Source organism: Mucilaginibacter phyllosphaerae (assembly GCF_004378255.1).
Taxonomy (GTDB): Bacteria; Bacteroidota; Bacteroidia; order Sphingobacteriales; family Sphingobacteriaceae; genus Mucilaginibacter; species Mucilaginibacter phyllosphaerae.
In genome coordinates this window covers 190,357-206,114 of record NZ_SNQG01000004.1, presented here as the reverse complement: position 1 = coordinate 206,114, position 15,758 = coordinate 190,357, and the positions used below count along the sequence as shown (strand labels likewise).

General features: G+C 43.5%; 12 protein-coding genes. 7 read left to right on the top strand and 5 right to left on the bottom strand.

Annotated elements, in window-relative coordinates; genetic code table 11:
• Positions 1-86: 86 nt before the first annotated feature.
• The 3 genes from E2R65_RS12005 (at position 87) to E2R65_RS11995 (ending at position 4,565) form a co-directional block, all read left to right on the top strand.
• Complete coding sequence (locus E2R65_RS12005) at positions 87-1,730, top strand: hypothetical protein (RefSeq protein WP_134336720.1); 1,644 nt, start codon at positions 87-89, stop codon at positions 1,728-1,730.
• Between the two features lie 76 nt (positions 1,731-1,806).
• Positions 1,807-3,594: a translation elongation factor 4 gene (gene lepA, locus E2R65_RS12000; RefSeq protein ID WP_134336719.1), complete on the top strand. Its 1,788-nt coding sequence runs from the start codon at positions 1,807-1,809 to the stop codon at positions 3,592-3,594.
• A gap of 89 nt (positions 3,595-3,683) precedes the next feature.
• Entirely contained in the window at positions 3,684-4,565 is an 882-nt protein-coding gene (locus E2R65_RS11995; protein ID WP_134336718.1) for a bifunctional 5,10-methylenetetrahydrofolate dehydrogenase/5,10-methenyltetrahydrofolate cyclohydrolase, read from the top strand.
• Positions 4,566-4,597: 32 nt separating this feature from the next.
• On the opposite strand, the gene E2R65_RS11990 is transcribed toward E2R65_RS11995, so the two are convergent.
• Positions 4,598-5,383, bottom strand: coding sequence for a hypothetical protein (locus E2R65_RS11990; RefSeq protein WP_134336717.1), 786 nt, complete (start codon positions 5,381-5,383; stop codon positions 4,598-4,600).
• Positions 5,384-5,550: 167 nt separating this feature from the next.
• Between E2R65_RS11990 and E2R65_RS11985 the strand changes: the two genes are divergently transcribed.
• Together E2R65_RS11985 and E2R65_RS11980 are read left to right on the top strand one after the other, a co-directional pair.
• Entirely contained in the window at positions 5,551-6,174 is a 624-nt protein-coding gene (locus E2R65_RS11985) for a 7-carboxy-7-deazaguanine synthase QueE (RefSeq protein ID WP_134336716.1), read from the top strand.
• A gap of 39 nt (positions 6,175-6,213) precedes the next feature.
• Positions 6,214-8,118 (top strand): OmpA family protein, encoded by a 1,905-nt coding sequence (locus E2R65_RS11980; RefSeq protein WP_134336715.1) that lies wholly within the window; start codon positions 6,214-6,216, stop codon positions 8,116-8,118.
• 25 nt (positions 8,119-8,143) lie between these two features.
• Here E2R65_RS11980 and E2R65_RS11975 read toward each other — a convergent pair whose 3' ends face one another.
• Together E2R65_RS11975 and recQ are read right to left on the bottom strand one after the other, a co-directional pair.
• On the bottom strand, positions 8,144-8,587 hold the full coding sequence (locus E2R65_RS11975; protein ID WP_134336714.1) for a hypothetical protein: 444 nt from the start codon (positions 8,585-8,587) through the stop codon (positions 8,144-8,146).
• 115 nt (positions 8,588-8,702) lie between these two features.
• A complete protein-coding gene (recQ, locus tag E2R65_RS11970; protein ID WP_134337002.1) occupies positions 8,703-10,895 on the bottom strand; it encodes a DNA helicase RecQ in 2,193 nt (730 codons plus the stop codon).
• A gap of 242 nt (positions 10,896-11,137) precedes the next feature.
• Between recQ and E2R65_RS11965 the strand changes: the two genes are divergently transcribed.
• Positions 11,138-12,223, top strand: a complete 1,086-nt coding sequence (locus E2R65_RS11965) for a mannose-1-phosphate guanylyltransferase (protein ID WP_134336713.1) — start codon at positions 11,138-11,140, stop codon at positions 12,221-12,223.
• A gap of 72 nt (positions 12,224-12,295) precedes the next feature.
• On the opposite strand, the gene E2R65_RS11960 is transcribed toward E2R65_RS11965, so the two are convergent.
• Both E2R65_RS11960 and E2R65_RS11955 read right to left on the bottom strand, forming a co-directional pair.
• Positions 12,296-13,579 carry a M16 family metallopeptidase gene (locus tag E2R65_RS11960; RefSeq protein ID WP_221229867.1) on the bottom strand — a complete coding sequence of 428 codons (1,284 nt, stop codon included), beginning with the start codon at positions 13,577-13,579 and terminating at the stop codon, positions 12,296-12,298.
• Between the two features lie 76 nt (positions 13,580-13,655).
• Positions 13,656-14,924: a M16 family metallopeptidase gene (locus E2R65_RS11955; RefSeq protein ID WP_134336712.1), complete on the bottom strand. Its 1,269-nt coding sequence runs from the start codon at positions 14,922-14,924 to the stop codon at positions 13,656-13,658.
• Positions 14,925-15,156: 232 nt separating this feature from the next.
• On the opposite strand from E2R65_RS11955, the gene E2R65_RS11950 reads away from it, so the two are divergent.
• Positions 15,157-15,714, top strand: a complete 558-nt coding sequence (locus E2R65_RS11950) for a hypothetical protein (protein WP_134336711.1) — start codon at positions 15,157-15,159, stop codon at positions 15,712-15,714.
• Positions 15,715-15,758 lie beyond the last annotated feature (44 nt).

Genomic DNA, 15,758 nt, shown 5'->3' with positions numbered 1-15,758 from the left:
CCAATTAAAAAGATCAGCCATAACCGGGCATTATAAATTAGTAATTACTTGTTACTTTGTATCAATTATATAAGCCACGGCAAAGCATGATATCAGCAGTTTATCAAAAAGGGATCGTAACAATTTTTACGGCATTACTGGGGTTTTCGCAATGCGGAAACAAACAGGTAAAAACACTTAAAGAACCGCTTACCATCATCCGCGACGATACAGCAGCTGCCACCCGTGCAAATACCGCCCCCAACGCCGTACCGCTTAAAAACATGTTTGGCATAAATGCATACGAATGGAATTTTTTAGAGAACCCCGCCGCTAAAAATGATCGCAGCCATATTTACGAAACTAATATGGCGCTTATTAAAAATTTTAGCGCAGTAAGGCATTACCTTAACTGGAACAAGCTGGAAAATACCGAAGGTAACTACACCTACAACCCTACCAATAACGGCAGCTGGAATTATGATTTGATTTACACCCGGTGTAAGCAGGATAGTATTTTAGTTTTGGCAGATCTGAAAAATCTGCCCGTTTGGATGATGGATACCTATCCCGCCGATGAGCGCGATGATGAGAATGTGCCCACGCCTTATGGTGCTAACCGCAGCGTGCCTGCATCCTATATAGTGCAGGCACGCACGGCGTTTCAGTTTGCTGCGCGGTATGGGTTTAACAAAAAAATAGCCTCCGGCCTGGTAAAAGCAGATAGCCGCCCCCGCTGGAACAACGATGCAACTAATACGGTTAAAATTGGCCTCGGCCTCATCAAATATATCGAATGCGGTAACGAGAACGACCGCTGGTGGAAAGGCGGCAAAGCCACACAATCGCCCGAGGAATATGCAGCCAACCTATCGGCTTTTTATGATGGGCACAAGGGCACGTTGGGCAACAATGCGGGTGTAAAAACTGCCGACCCCGGCATGATGGTAGTAATGGGCGGCCTGGCCACTGCAGATGTTAAATATGTGCAGCGCATGATAGCCTGGTGCAAAACCAACCGGGGCCTAAAACCCGATGGCAGTATTAACCTTTGTTTTGATGTGATCAATTACCACCTGTACAGCAACGATGGCAGCGTGTTTACCCATCAGCGCAGCACAACGGGCGTAGCACCCGAGCTATCCATATCTGGCAGTGTGGCCGACGGTTTTGTAAAACTGGCCGGCGGATTGAAAAACAAGCCCGAAGTTTGGGTGACCGAAACCGGGTATGACATTAACCCGCAAAGCTACCAGCATGCACCGGCCATAGGCAACAAGCCGGCCCTGGTTACCCAGGCCGACTGGATCCTGCGCTCATCATTGCTGTATGCCAGGCATGGTGTCAGTCGTTTGTTTTTTTACCAGCTGTTTGATGCCTTCCCAAACAATGCGGAGCAGTACTCAACTTCGGGTTTGGCCGAGAGCCCCAATCGCCGCCCCGCCGCCGACTATATTTTGCAGGTGAAGAAGCTGATGGGTAATTACATTTACAAAGGCACCATCAATGCCGACCCGTTGGTAGACAAATATCAAAGCGGCCGCAACGTAATTTATGTTTTGACTGTTCCGGATCAAACCGGACGCGGTTCGGAGTACATTCTGGACGTTTCAGGGGCGAAAAAAGGCGTTATTTATACCTTAAAAGTCGGCGCCGATGCCATGGAAAGCAGGCAGGTAAACACCGTAAACGGCAAGTTAAAATTACAGGCAGGCGAAACGCCGATATTTGTACAACCGGTTTTAAAATAGAAAAATTCAATATCCGAAAGCCTAATTGATAAGTAGATACTGATTTATCCGCTTAAAAAGTTATTTTTGCGCCTGAATGAAGCACATACGTAATTTTTGTATCATAGCACATATCGACCACGGTAAAAGCACCCTTGCCGATAGGTTATTAGAATATACCAATACCATCACCCAGCGCGAATCGCAGGCACAATTGCTTGATGATATGGACCTGGAGCGTGAGCGCGGCATCACTATTAAAAGCCACGCCATACAGATGGATTATGAACTGGACGGGCAGAAATACGTTCTGAACCTGATAGATACCCCCGGCCACGTAGATTTTTCTTATGAAGTATCGCGCTCTATAGCCGCCTGCGAGGGTGCCCTACTTATTGTAGATGCCGCACAGGGCATCCAGGCGCAGACTATATCTAACCTTTACCTGGCTTTAGAGAACGACCTGGAGATCATCCCGGTACTAAACAAAATGGACCTGCCCGGCGCTATGCCCGAGGAGGTTAAAGACCAGATTGTGGAATTGATAGGCTGTAAACGCGAGGAGATCCTGGCTGCATCCGGTAAAACCGGTATGGGTGTGCATGATATTTTGCGTGCTATTGTAGAACGCGTACCGGCCCCTGTAGGCGACCCGGACGCACCTTTACAGGCATTGATATTCGATTCGGTTTACAATTCTTTTCGTGGCATTGTAGCTTATTTTAAGGTAGTTAACGGCGAGATCCGCAAAGGTGATAAAGTAAAATTCTTTGCAACCGAAAAGCAATACATAGCAGAGGAAGTTGGCACGCTGAAATTAAAGCAGCTTCCAAAAGATGTGATTAAAACCGGCGATGTGGGTTATATTATCTCGGGGATTAAAGAATCGCGAGAGGTTAAAGTTGGTGACACCATTACCACCATTACCCGCCCATGCGAAAGCGGGATACAGGGTTTTGAAGAAGTAAAACCGATGGTTTTTGCGGGTATTTACCCTGTTGATACCGAGGATTATGAAGAGCTGCGTGAATCAATGGCTAAATTGCAGCTGAATGATGCTTCGCTTGTATTTGAGCCCGAATCATCTGCGGCATTAGGCTTCGGCTTCCGATGCGGTTTCCTGGGCATGCTGCACATGGAGATCATTCAGGAACGTCTTGAACGAGAGTTTAATATGACGGTTATTACCACCGTGCCCAACGTATCGTACCTGGCCTATTCAACCAGAAACGAAGAGATAGTGGTAAATAACCCGTCCGACCTTCCGGATCCAAGCAAGATCGACCGCGTGGAAGAGCCGTATATCAAAGCCACTATTATCACCAAGTCTGACTTTGTAGGCCCGGTTATGTCGCTTTGTATCCAAAAACGTGGCTTCATCAAGAATCAATCCTACCTCACGTCTGACCGTGTTGAGCTGGTTTTTGAGATGCCAATGGGCGAGATCGTGTTTGATTTTTACGATAAATTAAAAACCATTTCAAAGGGTTACGCCTCGTTTGATTATCATCAGATAGGTTACCGCCCAAGCGATCTGGTGCGTTTGGATATTAAACTGAACTCCGAGCCGGTGGATGCTTTATCATCATTGATCTTCCGCGGCAACTCTTATGATTTTGGTAAAAAGATCTGCGAAAAACTGAAAGAACTTTTACCACGCCAGCAATTCGAGATCATTATACAGGCATCTATCGGTGCCAAGATCATTGCCCGGGAAACAGTAAAAGCGATGCGTAAAGACGTTACCGCCAAATGTTACGGTGGTGATATATCGCGTAAACGTAAGCTGTTAGAAAAACAAAAAGCAGGTAAAAAACGCATGCGCCAGGTTGGTAACGTAGAGATACCACAAAGTGCGTTTATGGCGGTATTGAAATTAGACTAATCTTTAGATTTGAGATGTTAGATATGAGATTTGAGACGGGAGTCGAATAATTATATCTAATATCTCAAGTCTCATATCTCATATCTATTATGCAGTTATTAGACGGAAAATACGTATCAGAAAAACTTAAAGGCGAAATTGCCGAAGAAGCGGCCAAAATTTTAGTGCGCACCGGCCGCAAGCCGCATCTGGTAGCCGTACTGGTTGGCCACAATGGCGGCAGCGAAACATACGTGGCCAGCAAGATGAAAAACTGCGAAAAGGTAGGCTTTAAATCAACTTTAGTGCGTTATGAGGATACTGTTAGTGAAGAAGAACTGCTTGCAAAAGTATCTGAACTGAATGCTGATGCTGATATCGACGGTATTATTGTACAGCTTCCGCTCCCCAAACACATCGACCCGGAGAAAGTAACCGAACGTATTGATCATCGCAAAGATGTAGATGGCTTCCACCCGGTGAATCTGGGTCGCATGCAGCGCAATTTACCATCATTTATCCCGGCAACACCTTATGGCATCACTTTGATGCTTAAAGAGTATGGCATAGAAACGGCAGGGAAGCATTGCGTTGTTGTAGGCCGCAGTAACATTGTTGGCTCGCCTATGAGTATCCTGATGGCCCGCAATACCACTCCGGGTAACTGTACCGTAACCATTTGCCATAGCCGCACGCCCGATATTAAAAAGTTTACACTTGATGCTGATATATTGATCGTTGCAATCGGTAAAAAGAACTTCATTACTGCCGATATGGTTAAAGATGGCGTAGTAGTAGTAGACGTTGGTATGAACCGCGAAACCTCAACGGTTACCAAATCGGGCTACAAGCTATTTGGCGATGTTGATTTTGAAGGCGTATCACAAAAGGCTTCATGGATAACCCCGGTACCGGGCGGTGTGGGTTTAATGACTATTATCGGGCTTTTAAAAAATACGCTGGCATCTGCCAATAAGGATGTATATCAATAATTTTTAAAGGCCTGTTGCATAAGATAAGCAGATCAAAAATCTACTTTAAGATTCATGAGGGCGGGGTTTTTCATCACCTCATCCATAGTAGTAATTAAGGTAACCTGTTTCCTGTCGGCAGATAATAAGGCTTTTGAATTATCAATTTTCTTAACCGGCCTGGCAAACTTTAAAACCAGTTTATAAGGCATATCTATCAGCATGGCTTTGGCCATGGCTAACCTGGAAGCTGCGCTTTTAAAAAAATTATTAAACTTATTTTTATTGATCGTCCTCGAAAATTTCCGGTCGGTAATTTCATAAGTGTAATAATCCTGCCCGCTTAACAAAAGTTCGCCTTTCCAGTCATCAGAACCCGCCTTTTGGCTGGTTATCTTTTTGTTGGGGTCGGCAAACTCAGCAGGTGGCACCTTCATCGAAAAAGCAGAAACATGCTGCAGATAATAAACCAGATCGGCCTGGGTTTTAGCCAGATATTCAAGATTGATCTTCATCTTATTCCGGGTAAGATCCATATTGATATGAAGCGTGCTGTTTTTAGCTGTATTGATCTCTCCTGGCGTCATCTTTTTTACCACACTATCGGCCAGCGTGCTGTAATAATTCATGGTCGTATCCTTTACCAAACTAAACTGCGGGGTAGAACGTACCGAATCAGAAACTAAATTTGTAAGAATAGACAAGGCCTTGCTCATATCAAAACCATAAGTAACGTTACAGGTACCGTCGGCTTTAAAATCGTAGTGCTCTTCTATATCAACGCACGAGCTTAGACAGAAGAATGCAAATAATACAAGGGGTGTGTATAGTTTCTTCATGCGATAAAAATTATGTAATAATACTTAATTTTTAGTAAAAGCTAAATACCTAAAGATAAACAGCGTAAATATATCCATGCCGTTTATCTGCGCAGTATCACAATTCAAAACCTTTTGCCCTTTGCCTTTTAGCTTTAACCTCAAATAACTTACCTTTGCGCCCTATTATGGCACACCAGGTTCCGGAAGATGGCACATTGCTTCCTTTAATGGAAGAGTTTTATACGATACAGGGCGAGGGATACAATACCGGCAAGGCTGCCTATTTTATTCGCCTTGGGGGCTGTGATGTGGGCTGCCACTGGTGCGATGTGAAAGAAAGCTGGGATGCCGAGCTGCACCCGCTTACTGCTGCCGATACGATTGTAAATAATGCCTCTAAATTTCCATCCAAAGCGGTGGTGGTTACCGGCGGCGAGCCGTTGATATACAATTTGGATTATCTTACCCAAAACCTGCAGCAAAACGGCATTAAAACGTTTATTGAAACTTCGGGCGCCTACCCCCTCTCGGGCAGTTGGGACTGGATTTGCCTGTCGCCTAAAAAGTTTAAAGCACCTACGCAGCAAGTGGCGGATAAAGCCCATGAGTTAAAGGTGATCATCTTCAACAGATCAGACTTTGCTTTTGCCGAGCATCACGCCAAGCTGGTTGGCCCTGATTGCAAACTTTACCTGCAGCCGGAATGGTCTAAACATGCCGAAATGACCCCGCTTATTGTGGATTACGTAATGGCTAACCCCCGGTGGGAAATATCTTTACAAACGCACAAATACTTAAATATTCCTTAAAATTGTAACTTAGTGTATTGATTATCGTATCAGTAGCCAATGCGCAAAATATATTTTCTATTTAGTTTTTTGCTGATGTTTACTGTGGGCGTTTCTGCACAGGACAGGCACTACTCAACCACCGATAAAGAAGCTATCAAGTATTTCGCCCTGGCTAACCAAAGCCTGGACGATCATTTATACGACGACGCGATTGCCCAGTTGGAGCAGGCTGTAAAATCTGACAACAAATTTGTAGAGGCACATGCCCAGTTAGCCGATGTTTTGCGTATGCGGCACATCTATAAACCTGCTATTGAACATTTCCTGAAAGTTATTGCGCTCGACCCGGAGTACAACCGGTCGGTTTACTTAAAAATTGGCGATTGCGAAATTAACGTTGCCATGTACGAGCCTGCTTTACATCATTTAGAAAAATACCTTACCTACCCTAACATTACTGCGCAAAACCAGGCGCATGCCCAAAAGCTGATTGCAGACTGTACATTCAGCATACAATCCATAACGCACCCGGTTGCCTTTACGCCGATAAACATGGGTGCCGAGATCAATACCGCAGCAGACGAATATTTACCTGTTGCCACGGCAGATGAAAGCACCCTGATATTTACCCGAAAGATAAACAACAACGAAGATTTTTATAAAAGCGCAAAATTAAACGATAAATGGCAAAACGCTGTTTACCTGAGCGATGTGATCAATACACCCGCTTATAACGAAGGTGCCCAATCTATCTCTCAGGATGGTAAATACCTGTTTTTTACCGGCTGCAACCGGCCCGATGGTTTGGGCCGTTGTGATATCTATATCGCCCAAAAAAAAGGCAGCGACTGGGCAAGGCCCTTTAGTTTAAGCCCGCCCATTAATACCTCGGGCTGGGAAGCACAGCCCTCTATCAGCGCAGACGGGCGTACACTGTATTTTGTAAGTAACCGTAAAGGCGGTTACGGCGGCTATGATATCTGGAAATCTACCCTGACAGACAAGGGCTGGGGCGAGCCGGAAAATATGGGCCCGCAGATAAACACATCTTACGACGAGCAATCGCCATTTATCCATCCGGATGATCATACCTTTTACTTTTGCAGCAGCGGCTGGCCCGGCCTGGGCGGCAGAGACCTTTTTGTGAGCCGCCTGGGTAAAGACGACAAGTGGCAAAAGCCGGAGAACCTGGGTTACCCCATTAATTCTAACGGGGATGAGAACGGCCTTACCTTAACGGCAAATGGCTCTTATGCCTTTTTTTCATCAAATAATTTAAAAGGTTATGGCGGGTTTGATATTTACACTTTTGAATTGCCTGCTAACCTGCGCCCTAACATCGTAACTTATGTTAAAGGCATCGTAACAGATAAAAAAACAAAAGCGCCGCTGGAGGCAGCTGTGGAGATCATAGACCTGCAAAAAAACATATCCGTTTACCAGGATTACAGCGCTGAAAGCACCGGTGAGTTTTTGGCCACGTTAAGTGCAGGTAAAAACTATGGCTTAAATATCTCTAAAGAAGGGTATTTGTTTTACTCGGATAATTTTTCGTTAATAGGTTTAAAGGATAAAAAGGCATTTAATATCTCGGTGATGCTATCGCCTATCGAGGTGGGCAACAAGGTGATATTGAAAAACATTTTCTTTGATACCAACCAGTTCGCATTAAAAGACGAATCAAAAGCCGAACTGCAAAAACTGATAGAATTTTTACAATTGAACCCAACCGTTAAAATAGAGGTGTCGGGCTTTACAGATAATGTAGGGAATAACCAGGCTAACGTAACCCTGTCAGAAAAGCGCGCCAATTCAGTTTATCAGTACCTGTCGGCCAATGGCATTGCAGCAACCCGCCTGGTTTATAAAGGCTATGGCGAAGCACAGCCCATTGCCCCAAATACAAGCGATGAGAACCGTGCTTTAAACCGCAGAACGGAGTTTATGATTATAGCTAAATGATAACCGATGAGGAACTTGTAAAAAGTTATAAACTATCTTTCTGATATTCATTAAGCATTTTTTTCACATCAGGGGTATTTTCTACTTGATTTTTCAAGCCAATTACTATTTTATCAGATAAGTTTACTTTTAAATCAACTCCGTTTGCATCTACAATATTAAACGATTTAGGTTGTCCGTAATTGTGCTGCTGCCTTTCAACTATTTTTTGATTATAAAATTTTTTTAAAGCATTTAGATATGCTACAGTATCATTAACTGCGATTAAAGTATCTATGTGATTAAAGGGTTCAAATTTATTTCCTGCGGAATTTAGTTTTTCCTGATAAATAGTAAGCACATACTTTCTTCCATTATCCATTTTTACGCGGTCATTTTTAACAGCATTACTATTACTGCTGTTAGTAGAGCAGCTTTGGCAAATAATAAAAATTAACAAAATTGTTAGGACGGGGTTTAGTTTAATCATGACAAGTTAGTTTATGACCTAAATTTAATACTTTGGAATAAATTTTACGGTAAAAATAAAGGCCTGAACAATTGATCTGTCCAGGCCTTTTACCTTTATCCTTTAAAACCGCAAATTAATTCCCCACTTCCGACAGGAACTTGATACGCATTAACTGCACTTCCTCGCGGGTATAATCGTCAGATCCTAATTCTGCAAGGGCATCGTCAATAGAATCTATTTCTGCTGTTTTAAAGTAGTCGAACACTTCGTCCTGCTTATCTTCATCTATCATTTCGTCAATGTAATAGTTAAGATTAAGCTTAGTGCCCGAGTTAACGATGGTTTCCACCTCTTTCAAGATCTCCTCGTAAGTAAGGCCTTTAGAAGCAGCTATATCATCCAGGTTTAAGTGCCGATCGATATTCTGAATAATAAATACTTTAAGTGCCGATTTATTGGCGGCGCTTTTGATCACCATATCAACCGGCCGGTCGATATCATTATCCTCCACATATTTTTTAATCAGATCGATAAACGGCGCGCCAAATTTTAAGGCCTTGCCCGCCCCTACGCCCGAGATCTGTTTCAATTCATCCGTACTAACCGGATAATGCGTGCACATTTCTTCTAAGGATGGGTCCTGAAAGATCACAAATGGCGGCAAACCTTTTTGCTTGGCCAACTTTTTACGCAGGTCTTTTAGCATCTGCAGTAACTGTGTATCTAAGGCGCCACCGCCCTGTTTAGGGCCATCCTCGGCTTCATCCTCATCGGTTGGGCCCATCTCACGGTTCAGCAGGAAACGGATGCTGTAAGGATTATCTATAAAGGCATTACCTGTTTTGGTAAGGTGCAATAACCCGTAATGATCGATATCTTTAGACAGGAAATTGTTCAGCAATGCCTGGCGCATCAGCGAGTTCCAAAGGTTCTCGCCCTGTTCTATGCCCGAGCCGAAATACTCCAGTTTATCATGTTCGTAATTTTTAACCTGCGCATCATCCTTACCCATCAAAATGTTGATGATGTGGCAATCGTCAAACTTCTCGCCTATTTGTTTGATCAGGCTTAACGCTTTGTGCAGATGCTCTTCGCCGTCAAAATGTGTTTTGGGGCCACAGCAATTATCACACATGTTGTTACATCCGGCTTCGTTAAAGTTTTCGCCAAAATAATGCAGCAGTTGCTTACGGCGGCAAACAGATGATTCGGCATAGTCAATTACTTCTTTCAGTATCTGGGTGCCTATTTCACGTTCTGCAACAGGCTTATCCTTCATAAACTTTTGCAGTTTATCAATGTCTTTACCCGAGTAAAAGGCTACGCAAACCCCTTCGCCGCCATCGCGGCCGGCGCGGCCGGTTTCCTGGTAATAACCCTCCATGCTTTTCGGCATATCGTGGTGTATTACATATCTTACGTCCGGCTTATCTATCCCCATCCCAAAGGCAATGGTTGCCACAATTACATCCACATCCTCCATCAGGAATTTATCCTGTGTATCGGCGCGTACTTTAGGGTCTAACCCGGCATGGTATGGCAGGGCTTTTACACCGTTAAGATTCAGCGCTTCGGCCACTTCCTCCACTTTTTTACGGCTAAGGCAGTAAATAATGCCCGATTTGCCCTGATTTTGCTTTACAAACTTTACGATCTCTTTGATGGCGTTACGCTTTGCCCTTACCTCGTAAAACAGGTTACTCCGATTAAAGGATGACTTGTAAACCGTGGCATTGTTCATTTGCAGGTTTTTTTGAATATCCTGCTGTACTTTTGGGGTTGCGGTTGCCGTAAGTGCTATAATCGGGATATCATCCCCTATGTTGCTGATAACCTGGCGGATCTTACGGTACTCGGGGCGAAAATCGTGGCCCCATTCAGAGATACAGTGGGCCTCATCAACGGCCACGAATGATACCTGGTTAAGTCTTAAAAAATCTACATTCTCTTGCTTGGTCAAAGATTCGGGCGCAACATAAAGCAGTTTGGTTTTACCGCTTAATACATCGTCTTTAACCCTTAAAATATCTGCTTTTGTTAACGAAGAATTTAAAAAATGAGCTATGCTATCCGAACCGCCAAAGGCCCTTAACTGGTCAACCTGATTTTTCATGAGTGCAATAAGCGGGGAGATCACAATCGCTGTGCCCTCGCTCATTAATGCGGGCAGTTGATAACACATGGATTTGCCGCCGCCGGTGGGCATGATCACGAAGGTATCGTTACCTGCTAAAATATTAGTGATTATCGCTTCCTGTTCACCTTTAAAGTTATCAAACCCGAAAAAATTTTGCAGGTTATCAAAAAGCGACTTCTTGGTCTCTATCATTATTTACTTGTACGTTTGGAATTATGGTTCAAAATAACAAAATTTTATAAATAAACGGTCCATTTTGTTAAAAATTTTATACTAAAATGATTATTTGATTAAAAACAATTTGTTTATTTATCTCTTTTAAAAATGGTTAGATACCGGATGAAATATTTTAGTTTTACCTGATATTAAATTTACAAACTTATACACATATTTAGCCTGGATTTGCCAAATTAAAATCTACAACTTATAAGATGAATAAAAATTATTATGCCATTATTATGGCTGGCGGGATTGGCAGCCGTTTTTGGCCAATCAGCAGAACATCGTACCCAAAACAGTTTATTGATATACTGGGCACCGGTAAAACGCTTATACAAAATACCTACGAGCGTTTCCTGAAAGTTTGCCCTAAAGAAAACATATACGTTGTTACCAACGAAAACTACACCGGCCTGGTAAAAGAGCAGTTGCCAGATATGGCCGACCAGCAGATACTGACCGAGCCTGTAATGCGTAACACCGCCCCCTGCGTGGCATACGGCTGTTTTAAAATAGAAAGCCTAAACCCGGATGCTGCTATTGTTGTGGCACCGTCTGACCACCTGATACTGGATGAGGCTGCATTTGTTAACACGATTGAAAAATCATTAAAAACAGCAACAGACAATAATTGCCTGATAACACTGGGCATCAAACCGTCAAGGCCGGATACCGGTTACGGATATATCCAATACACCGACCAAACCCTTAATGAGGATTTTCATAAAGTAAAAACTTTTACCGAAAAACCCACTGTAGAGATTGCCAAAACGTTTATTCAAAGCGGCGACTTTTTGTGGAACGCCGGTATCTTTGTATGGTCTGCAAAGGCAATTGTGCAATCATTTGACAGCTACCTGCCAGAGATGCACGAGATATTTGCCGAAGCACGGTCTGTTTACAATACCGATGAAGAAAAGGCATTTGTGCACAAGGTTTACCAGCGCTGTATCAATATTTCTATTGATTATGGTATTATGGAAAAAGCATCAAATGTTTATGTGCTGCCATCAGAATTTGGGTGGAGCGACCTGGGTACCTGGGCATCCATTTACCAGCTTGCCGATAAAGATTATGTAGGCAATGCCGTTATCCCGGCAGAAAAGGTGATTATGTACGATAGCAGCAATTGTATGGTAAACGTACCCGGCGATAAACTGGTGATACTGCAGGGGCTGCATGATTACATCGTGGTAGAATCAAACAATTCCCTGCTGATATGCCCGCGCGACCAGGAGCAAAACATTAAGCAGGTTGTTGCCGACGTAAAAAATAAGTTTGGGACGAAATATATTTAAGAAATGTAAATATAAAGCAAAAAGAGCCGGGATCTATCCCGGCTCTTCTTGCTTTATTCCTGATATTATTTATTAATATTTCCCAACTATTACTTTGTAAAAGTCATCAAAATTAAAGTACTTATTGGCCAGTGCCTGTAGTTCTTCGGCGGTGATGTGCTTTACCGTTTGGGTGTAACGCTCGTAGTAATCATAATCTAAATCTGCAAAATACAGGTTTTTGAATTTGTCGGCATGCGACAGCACATTCTCCAGGCTGCCCAAAAGCGACCCCAGCATAAAGTTGCGTACCAACGATAATTCTTCATCGGGGATCAGCTCGGTTTTCAGCAAATTTACTTCTTTCTCTATCTCGGCAACAGCCGCCCTGCATACATCGGCGCCAACCTCTGATGCAATAAAAAATGACCCGGCTTGTTTAAATGATGTTAAGCCCGAGCCTATGCCATAAGTATAGCCTTTATCCTCGCGTATGTTTGCCATTAACCTTGATCCGAAGTATCCGCCTAACACCGTGTTTAAAACCTGCAGGGCAGGAAAATCCGGATGGGTACGGTTAATAAAGGGCATACCTATGCGTATGGCCGACTGCAGCGCTTCTGCCTTTTCAACATAAATAAAACGGTCTGCAACCGGGTTTAATGCGGGCTGCAAAGTATCTGCTGCAACCGTTTCTTTGCCCCAGGTACCGCTAAATGTTTCGGTAACGGCGTTTATTACCTCCTGCCCTGCTTTACCGGCGATGATAATGGTACAGTTGCCGGCCTGGTACATTTCTTTATAATGCGCCTGCAGATCTTCCCTTTTCAGGGATTTAAAATCATCCGGTTCGGCTGCCGAGCCATAGATGGTTGGGCCAAATATTGCCTTGTTAAAAGTACGGCGGGCAACTACATCATTTTTTTGCAGGCTAACCTGCAGCTTTTGCTGCTGATTGCGGATATAGGTTTCCAGCTCTTTCTCCGGGAAGATCGAATCCGTCAGGATCTCTTTGATTACCGGCAGGGTTGATTGCAGGTGCTTGGTTAGCGTGTACAAGGTTACCTGCGAATTATCGTACCCGTAATCTACCTGTAAAAAAGCACCGTAAAAATCAATCTTATCAGCAATTTGCGCGGCTGTAAGCGTGCTTGTACCATCGTTCAGCATGGTATTTACCGCTACATTAAGCAAAGGTTTTTTAGGGTCGAAACGCAAATTGGCAAAGATCCATTCTATCCGTACCAACTCCTGCCCGCCGGAATTAAAGGTGAATAAGTTACAGCCGTTATCCAGCTTGCTGCTTTGCGGGTGTATCAGGTTTATATTCTCTACCCCGTTAAATTGCGGGGGTGTTTTTCTATCGAGTATATTCATGGAGTTATGGTATCAATTACGCCATCGCCATGTGAGTTACCTCTGGCTTACGGCTCAAACAATTCAAACAGGTTGCTTATTCACTAATAATGTGCACAGGTTCGTTAACGCGTTCTGCAAGGTATATAAGTGTTGATGAGTTATCTTTTCTGAAGATAAGATTGGCCTGTTGTTTAATTTGTGCAGCTGTAACCGCCAAGTACCTGGCCGACTCTTTATTAAAATCGTCCGCATCACCCATCAGTTCATAAAACGCCAGGTTCATGGCCTTGTCTAACAGCGACATTTCTGAGAACACCATGGTTGATTCTGTTTTGTTCTTCACCTTGGTCAGTTCATCAGCGGGTATCTCTTCCTGCTTTAAACGCTCTACTTCCTGCCACAAGGCTTCTTCAGCCTGATCAGTGCTAATACCATCCAGGGGTTTACCTTCCAGCACAAACATGCCTTTATCCAGGCTGCCGGTAATGTAGGCATGCACCTCGCTAAACAATTGCTTCTCTTTAATTAAACTGCGATACAAACGCGATGAATGCCCGCGCGACAGGATATCAGACATCAGCTCTACAGCGTAATAACTATCATCCAGGCGTCCTTCCATCTGGAAAGCGATATACACATCATTAAGCGGCACTTTGGCGGTCATGGTTTCGCGGCGTTCCTCGTGCTGGGGCTGCTCGTGCGGCAGGCTGCGCACATATTTTTCGCCGGGAGGGATCTGCCCGAACCACTTTTGTGCCATCGCTTTTATATCTTCTGTTTTTACATCACCCCCAACAACCATAATCGCATTTTGCGGGTTGTAATGCTTTTTAAAAAAGGCCTTCACATCCTCTATCTTTGCATCCTCTATATGTTTTATGGTTTTACCTATGGTTGCCCATTGGTAAGGATGGCTTTTATAAACCATAGGCCGTAATTTTAACCAAACATCGCCGTAGGGCTGGTTAAGGTAACGCTGCTTAAACTCTTCTATCACTACATTACGCTGTACCTCCAGGCTTTTTTCGCTAAAGGCAAGGTTTAACATGCGGTCGCTCTCCAACCAGAAGGCGGTCTCTAAATTAGCAGACGGCAGGGTAATGTAATAGTTGGTAATATCGTTGCTGGTAAAGGCGTTGTTTTCGCCGCCTACGCGTTGCAAGGGGCCGTCATAATTAGGTATGTTTACAGATCCGCCGAACATCAGGTGCTCAAACAAGTGCGCAAAACCGGTTTGCTCGGGGTTTTCATCGCGTGCACCAACATCGTAAAGAATATTAAGCACGGCCATCGGGGTAGTACTATCTTCATGCACAATAACGCGCAGGCCATTGGCAAGTGTAAAGCGATTAAATTTAACCATGTAGTAACTATAAATTAACGGTAGGCAAATGTATAATTTTTACTATGCCAAGGTGCAAAATTGGTGTAAAGTTTTAAACATCCATTTGCAAATACAATTATAATAACCATTGTTTAGCTAAAAGCACTGTATTGGCTACAGTTATTTTTCTGCACGGGCGTAACATTGCTATTTATAAATAAAGCAGCTACGGCTAAACAAAGTTTTTATAAATTTATATTTGTAATAAGCAATGCTCACACCAGATCAACTGATTAAAAACCTAAGCACCAACCATACCAAAGGATTTATCAAACAGTTATCGGTTACCTTACGCGATCAGGGTTTTGACATTGACAGGCTTATAGATCTTACCTTTCATCCTGATAAGCAGGTTGGTTTCAGGGCCGCCTGGCTGTTGGATACCACCTTACTAAGCTGCCCGGAATACTATGTGCATAACATCCCCTATTTAGTAAAGCGTATGGGCGATGTTACCAACCAAAGCTGTAAACGGCATTATACACGCATTATGATGCACCTGGCAGCACCCGCAGCACCGCAACTTGTTAAAGAAAAATTAGCCGTAATAAACCTTGATATCGTAATTGAAAAATGCTTCGACTGGATGATAGACCCCGAAGTGAGGGTAGCCGTTAAAGTATTTGCGGCTGATACCTTATATTATTTATGCCACCGGCACGACTGGATAAAAGAAGAACTGACTAACCAGGTAAAATTTATGATGCAGAGCGGCGGCCCGGCCATACAATCAAGAGGAAGAAAGCTTTTGGCTTTGCTTCTAAAGTAAAAAAGTCAAAATTCAAAAGCTTTGCATGTCGCCTGCAAAGCTTT

Bases quoted from the DNA above. Each gene is read 5' to 3' on its own strand.
- E2R65_RS11995 (WP_134336718.1), top strand. From the start codon at position 3,684: ATGCAGTTATTAGACGGAAAATACGTATCAGAAAAACTTAAAGGCGAA.
- lepA (WP_134336719.1), top strand. From the start codon at position 1,807: ATGAAGCACATACGTAATTTTTGTATCATAGCACATATCGACCACGGT.
- E2R65_RS11975 (WP_134336714.1), bottom strand. From the start codon at position 8,587: ATGATTAAACTAAACCCCGTCCTAACAATTTTGTTAATTTTTATTATT.
- E2R65_RS11965 (WP_134336713.1), top strand. From the start codon at position 11,138: ATGAATAAAAATTATTATGCCATTATTATGGCTGGCGGGATTGGCAGC.
- E2R65_RS11960 (WP_221229867.1), bottom strand. From the start codon at position 13,579: ATGAATATACTCGATAGAAAAACACCCCCGCAATTTAACGGGGTAGAG.
- E2R65_RS11955 (WP_134336712.1), bottom strand. From the start codon at position 14,924: ATGGTTAAATTTAATCGCTTTACACTTGCCAATGGCCTGCGCGTTATT.
- E2R65_RS11990 (WP_134336717.1), bottom strand. From the start codon at position 5,383: ATGAAGAAACTATACACACCCCTTGTATTATTTGCATTCTTCTGTCTA.
- E2R65_RS11985 (WP_134336716.1), top strand. From the start codon at position 5,551: ATGGCACACCAGGTTCCGGAAGATGGCACATTGCTTCCTTTAATGGAA.
- E2R65_RS11950 (WP_134336711.1), top strand. From the start codon at position 15,157: ATGCTCACACCAGATCAACTGATTAAAAACCTAAGCACCAACCATACC.
- E2R65_RS12005 (WP_134336720.1), top strand. From the start codon at position 87: ATGATATCAGCAGTTTATCAAAAAGGGATCGTAACAATTTTTACGGCA.
- E2R65_RS11980 (WP_134336715.1), top strand. From the start codon at position 6,214: ATGCGCAAAATATATTTTCTATTTAGTTTTTTGCTGATGTTTACTGTG.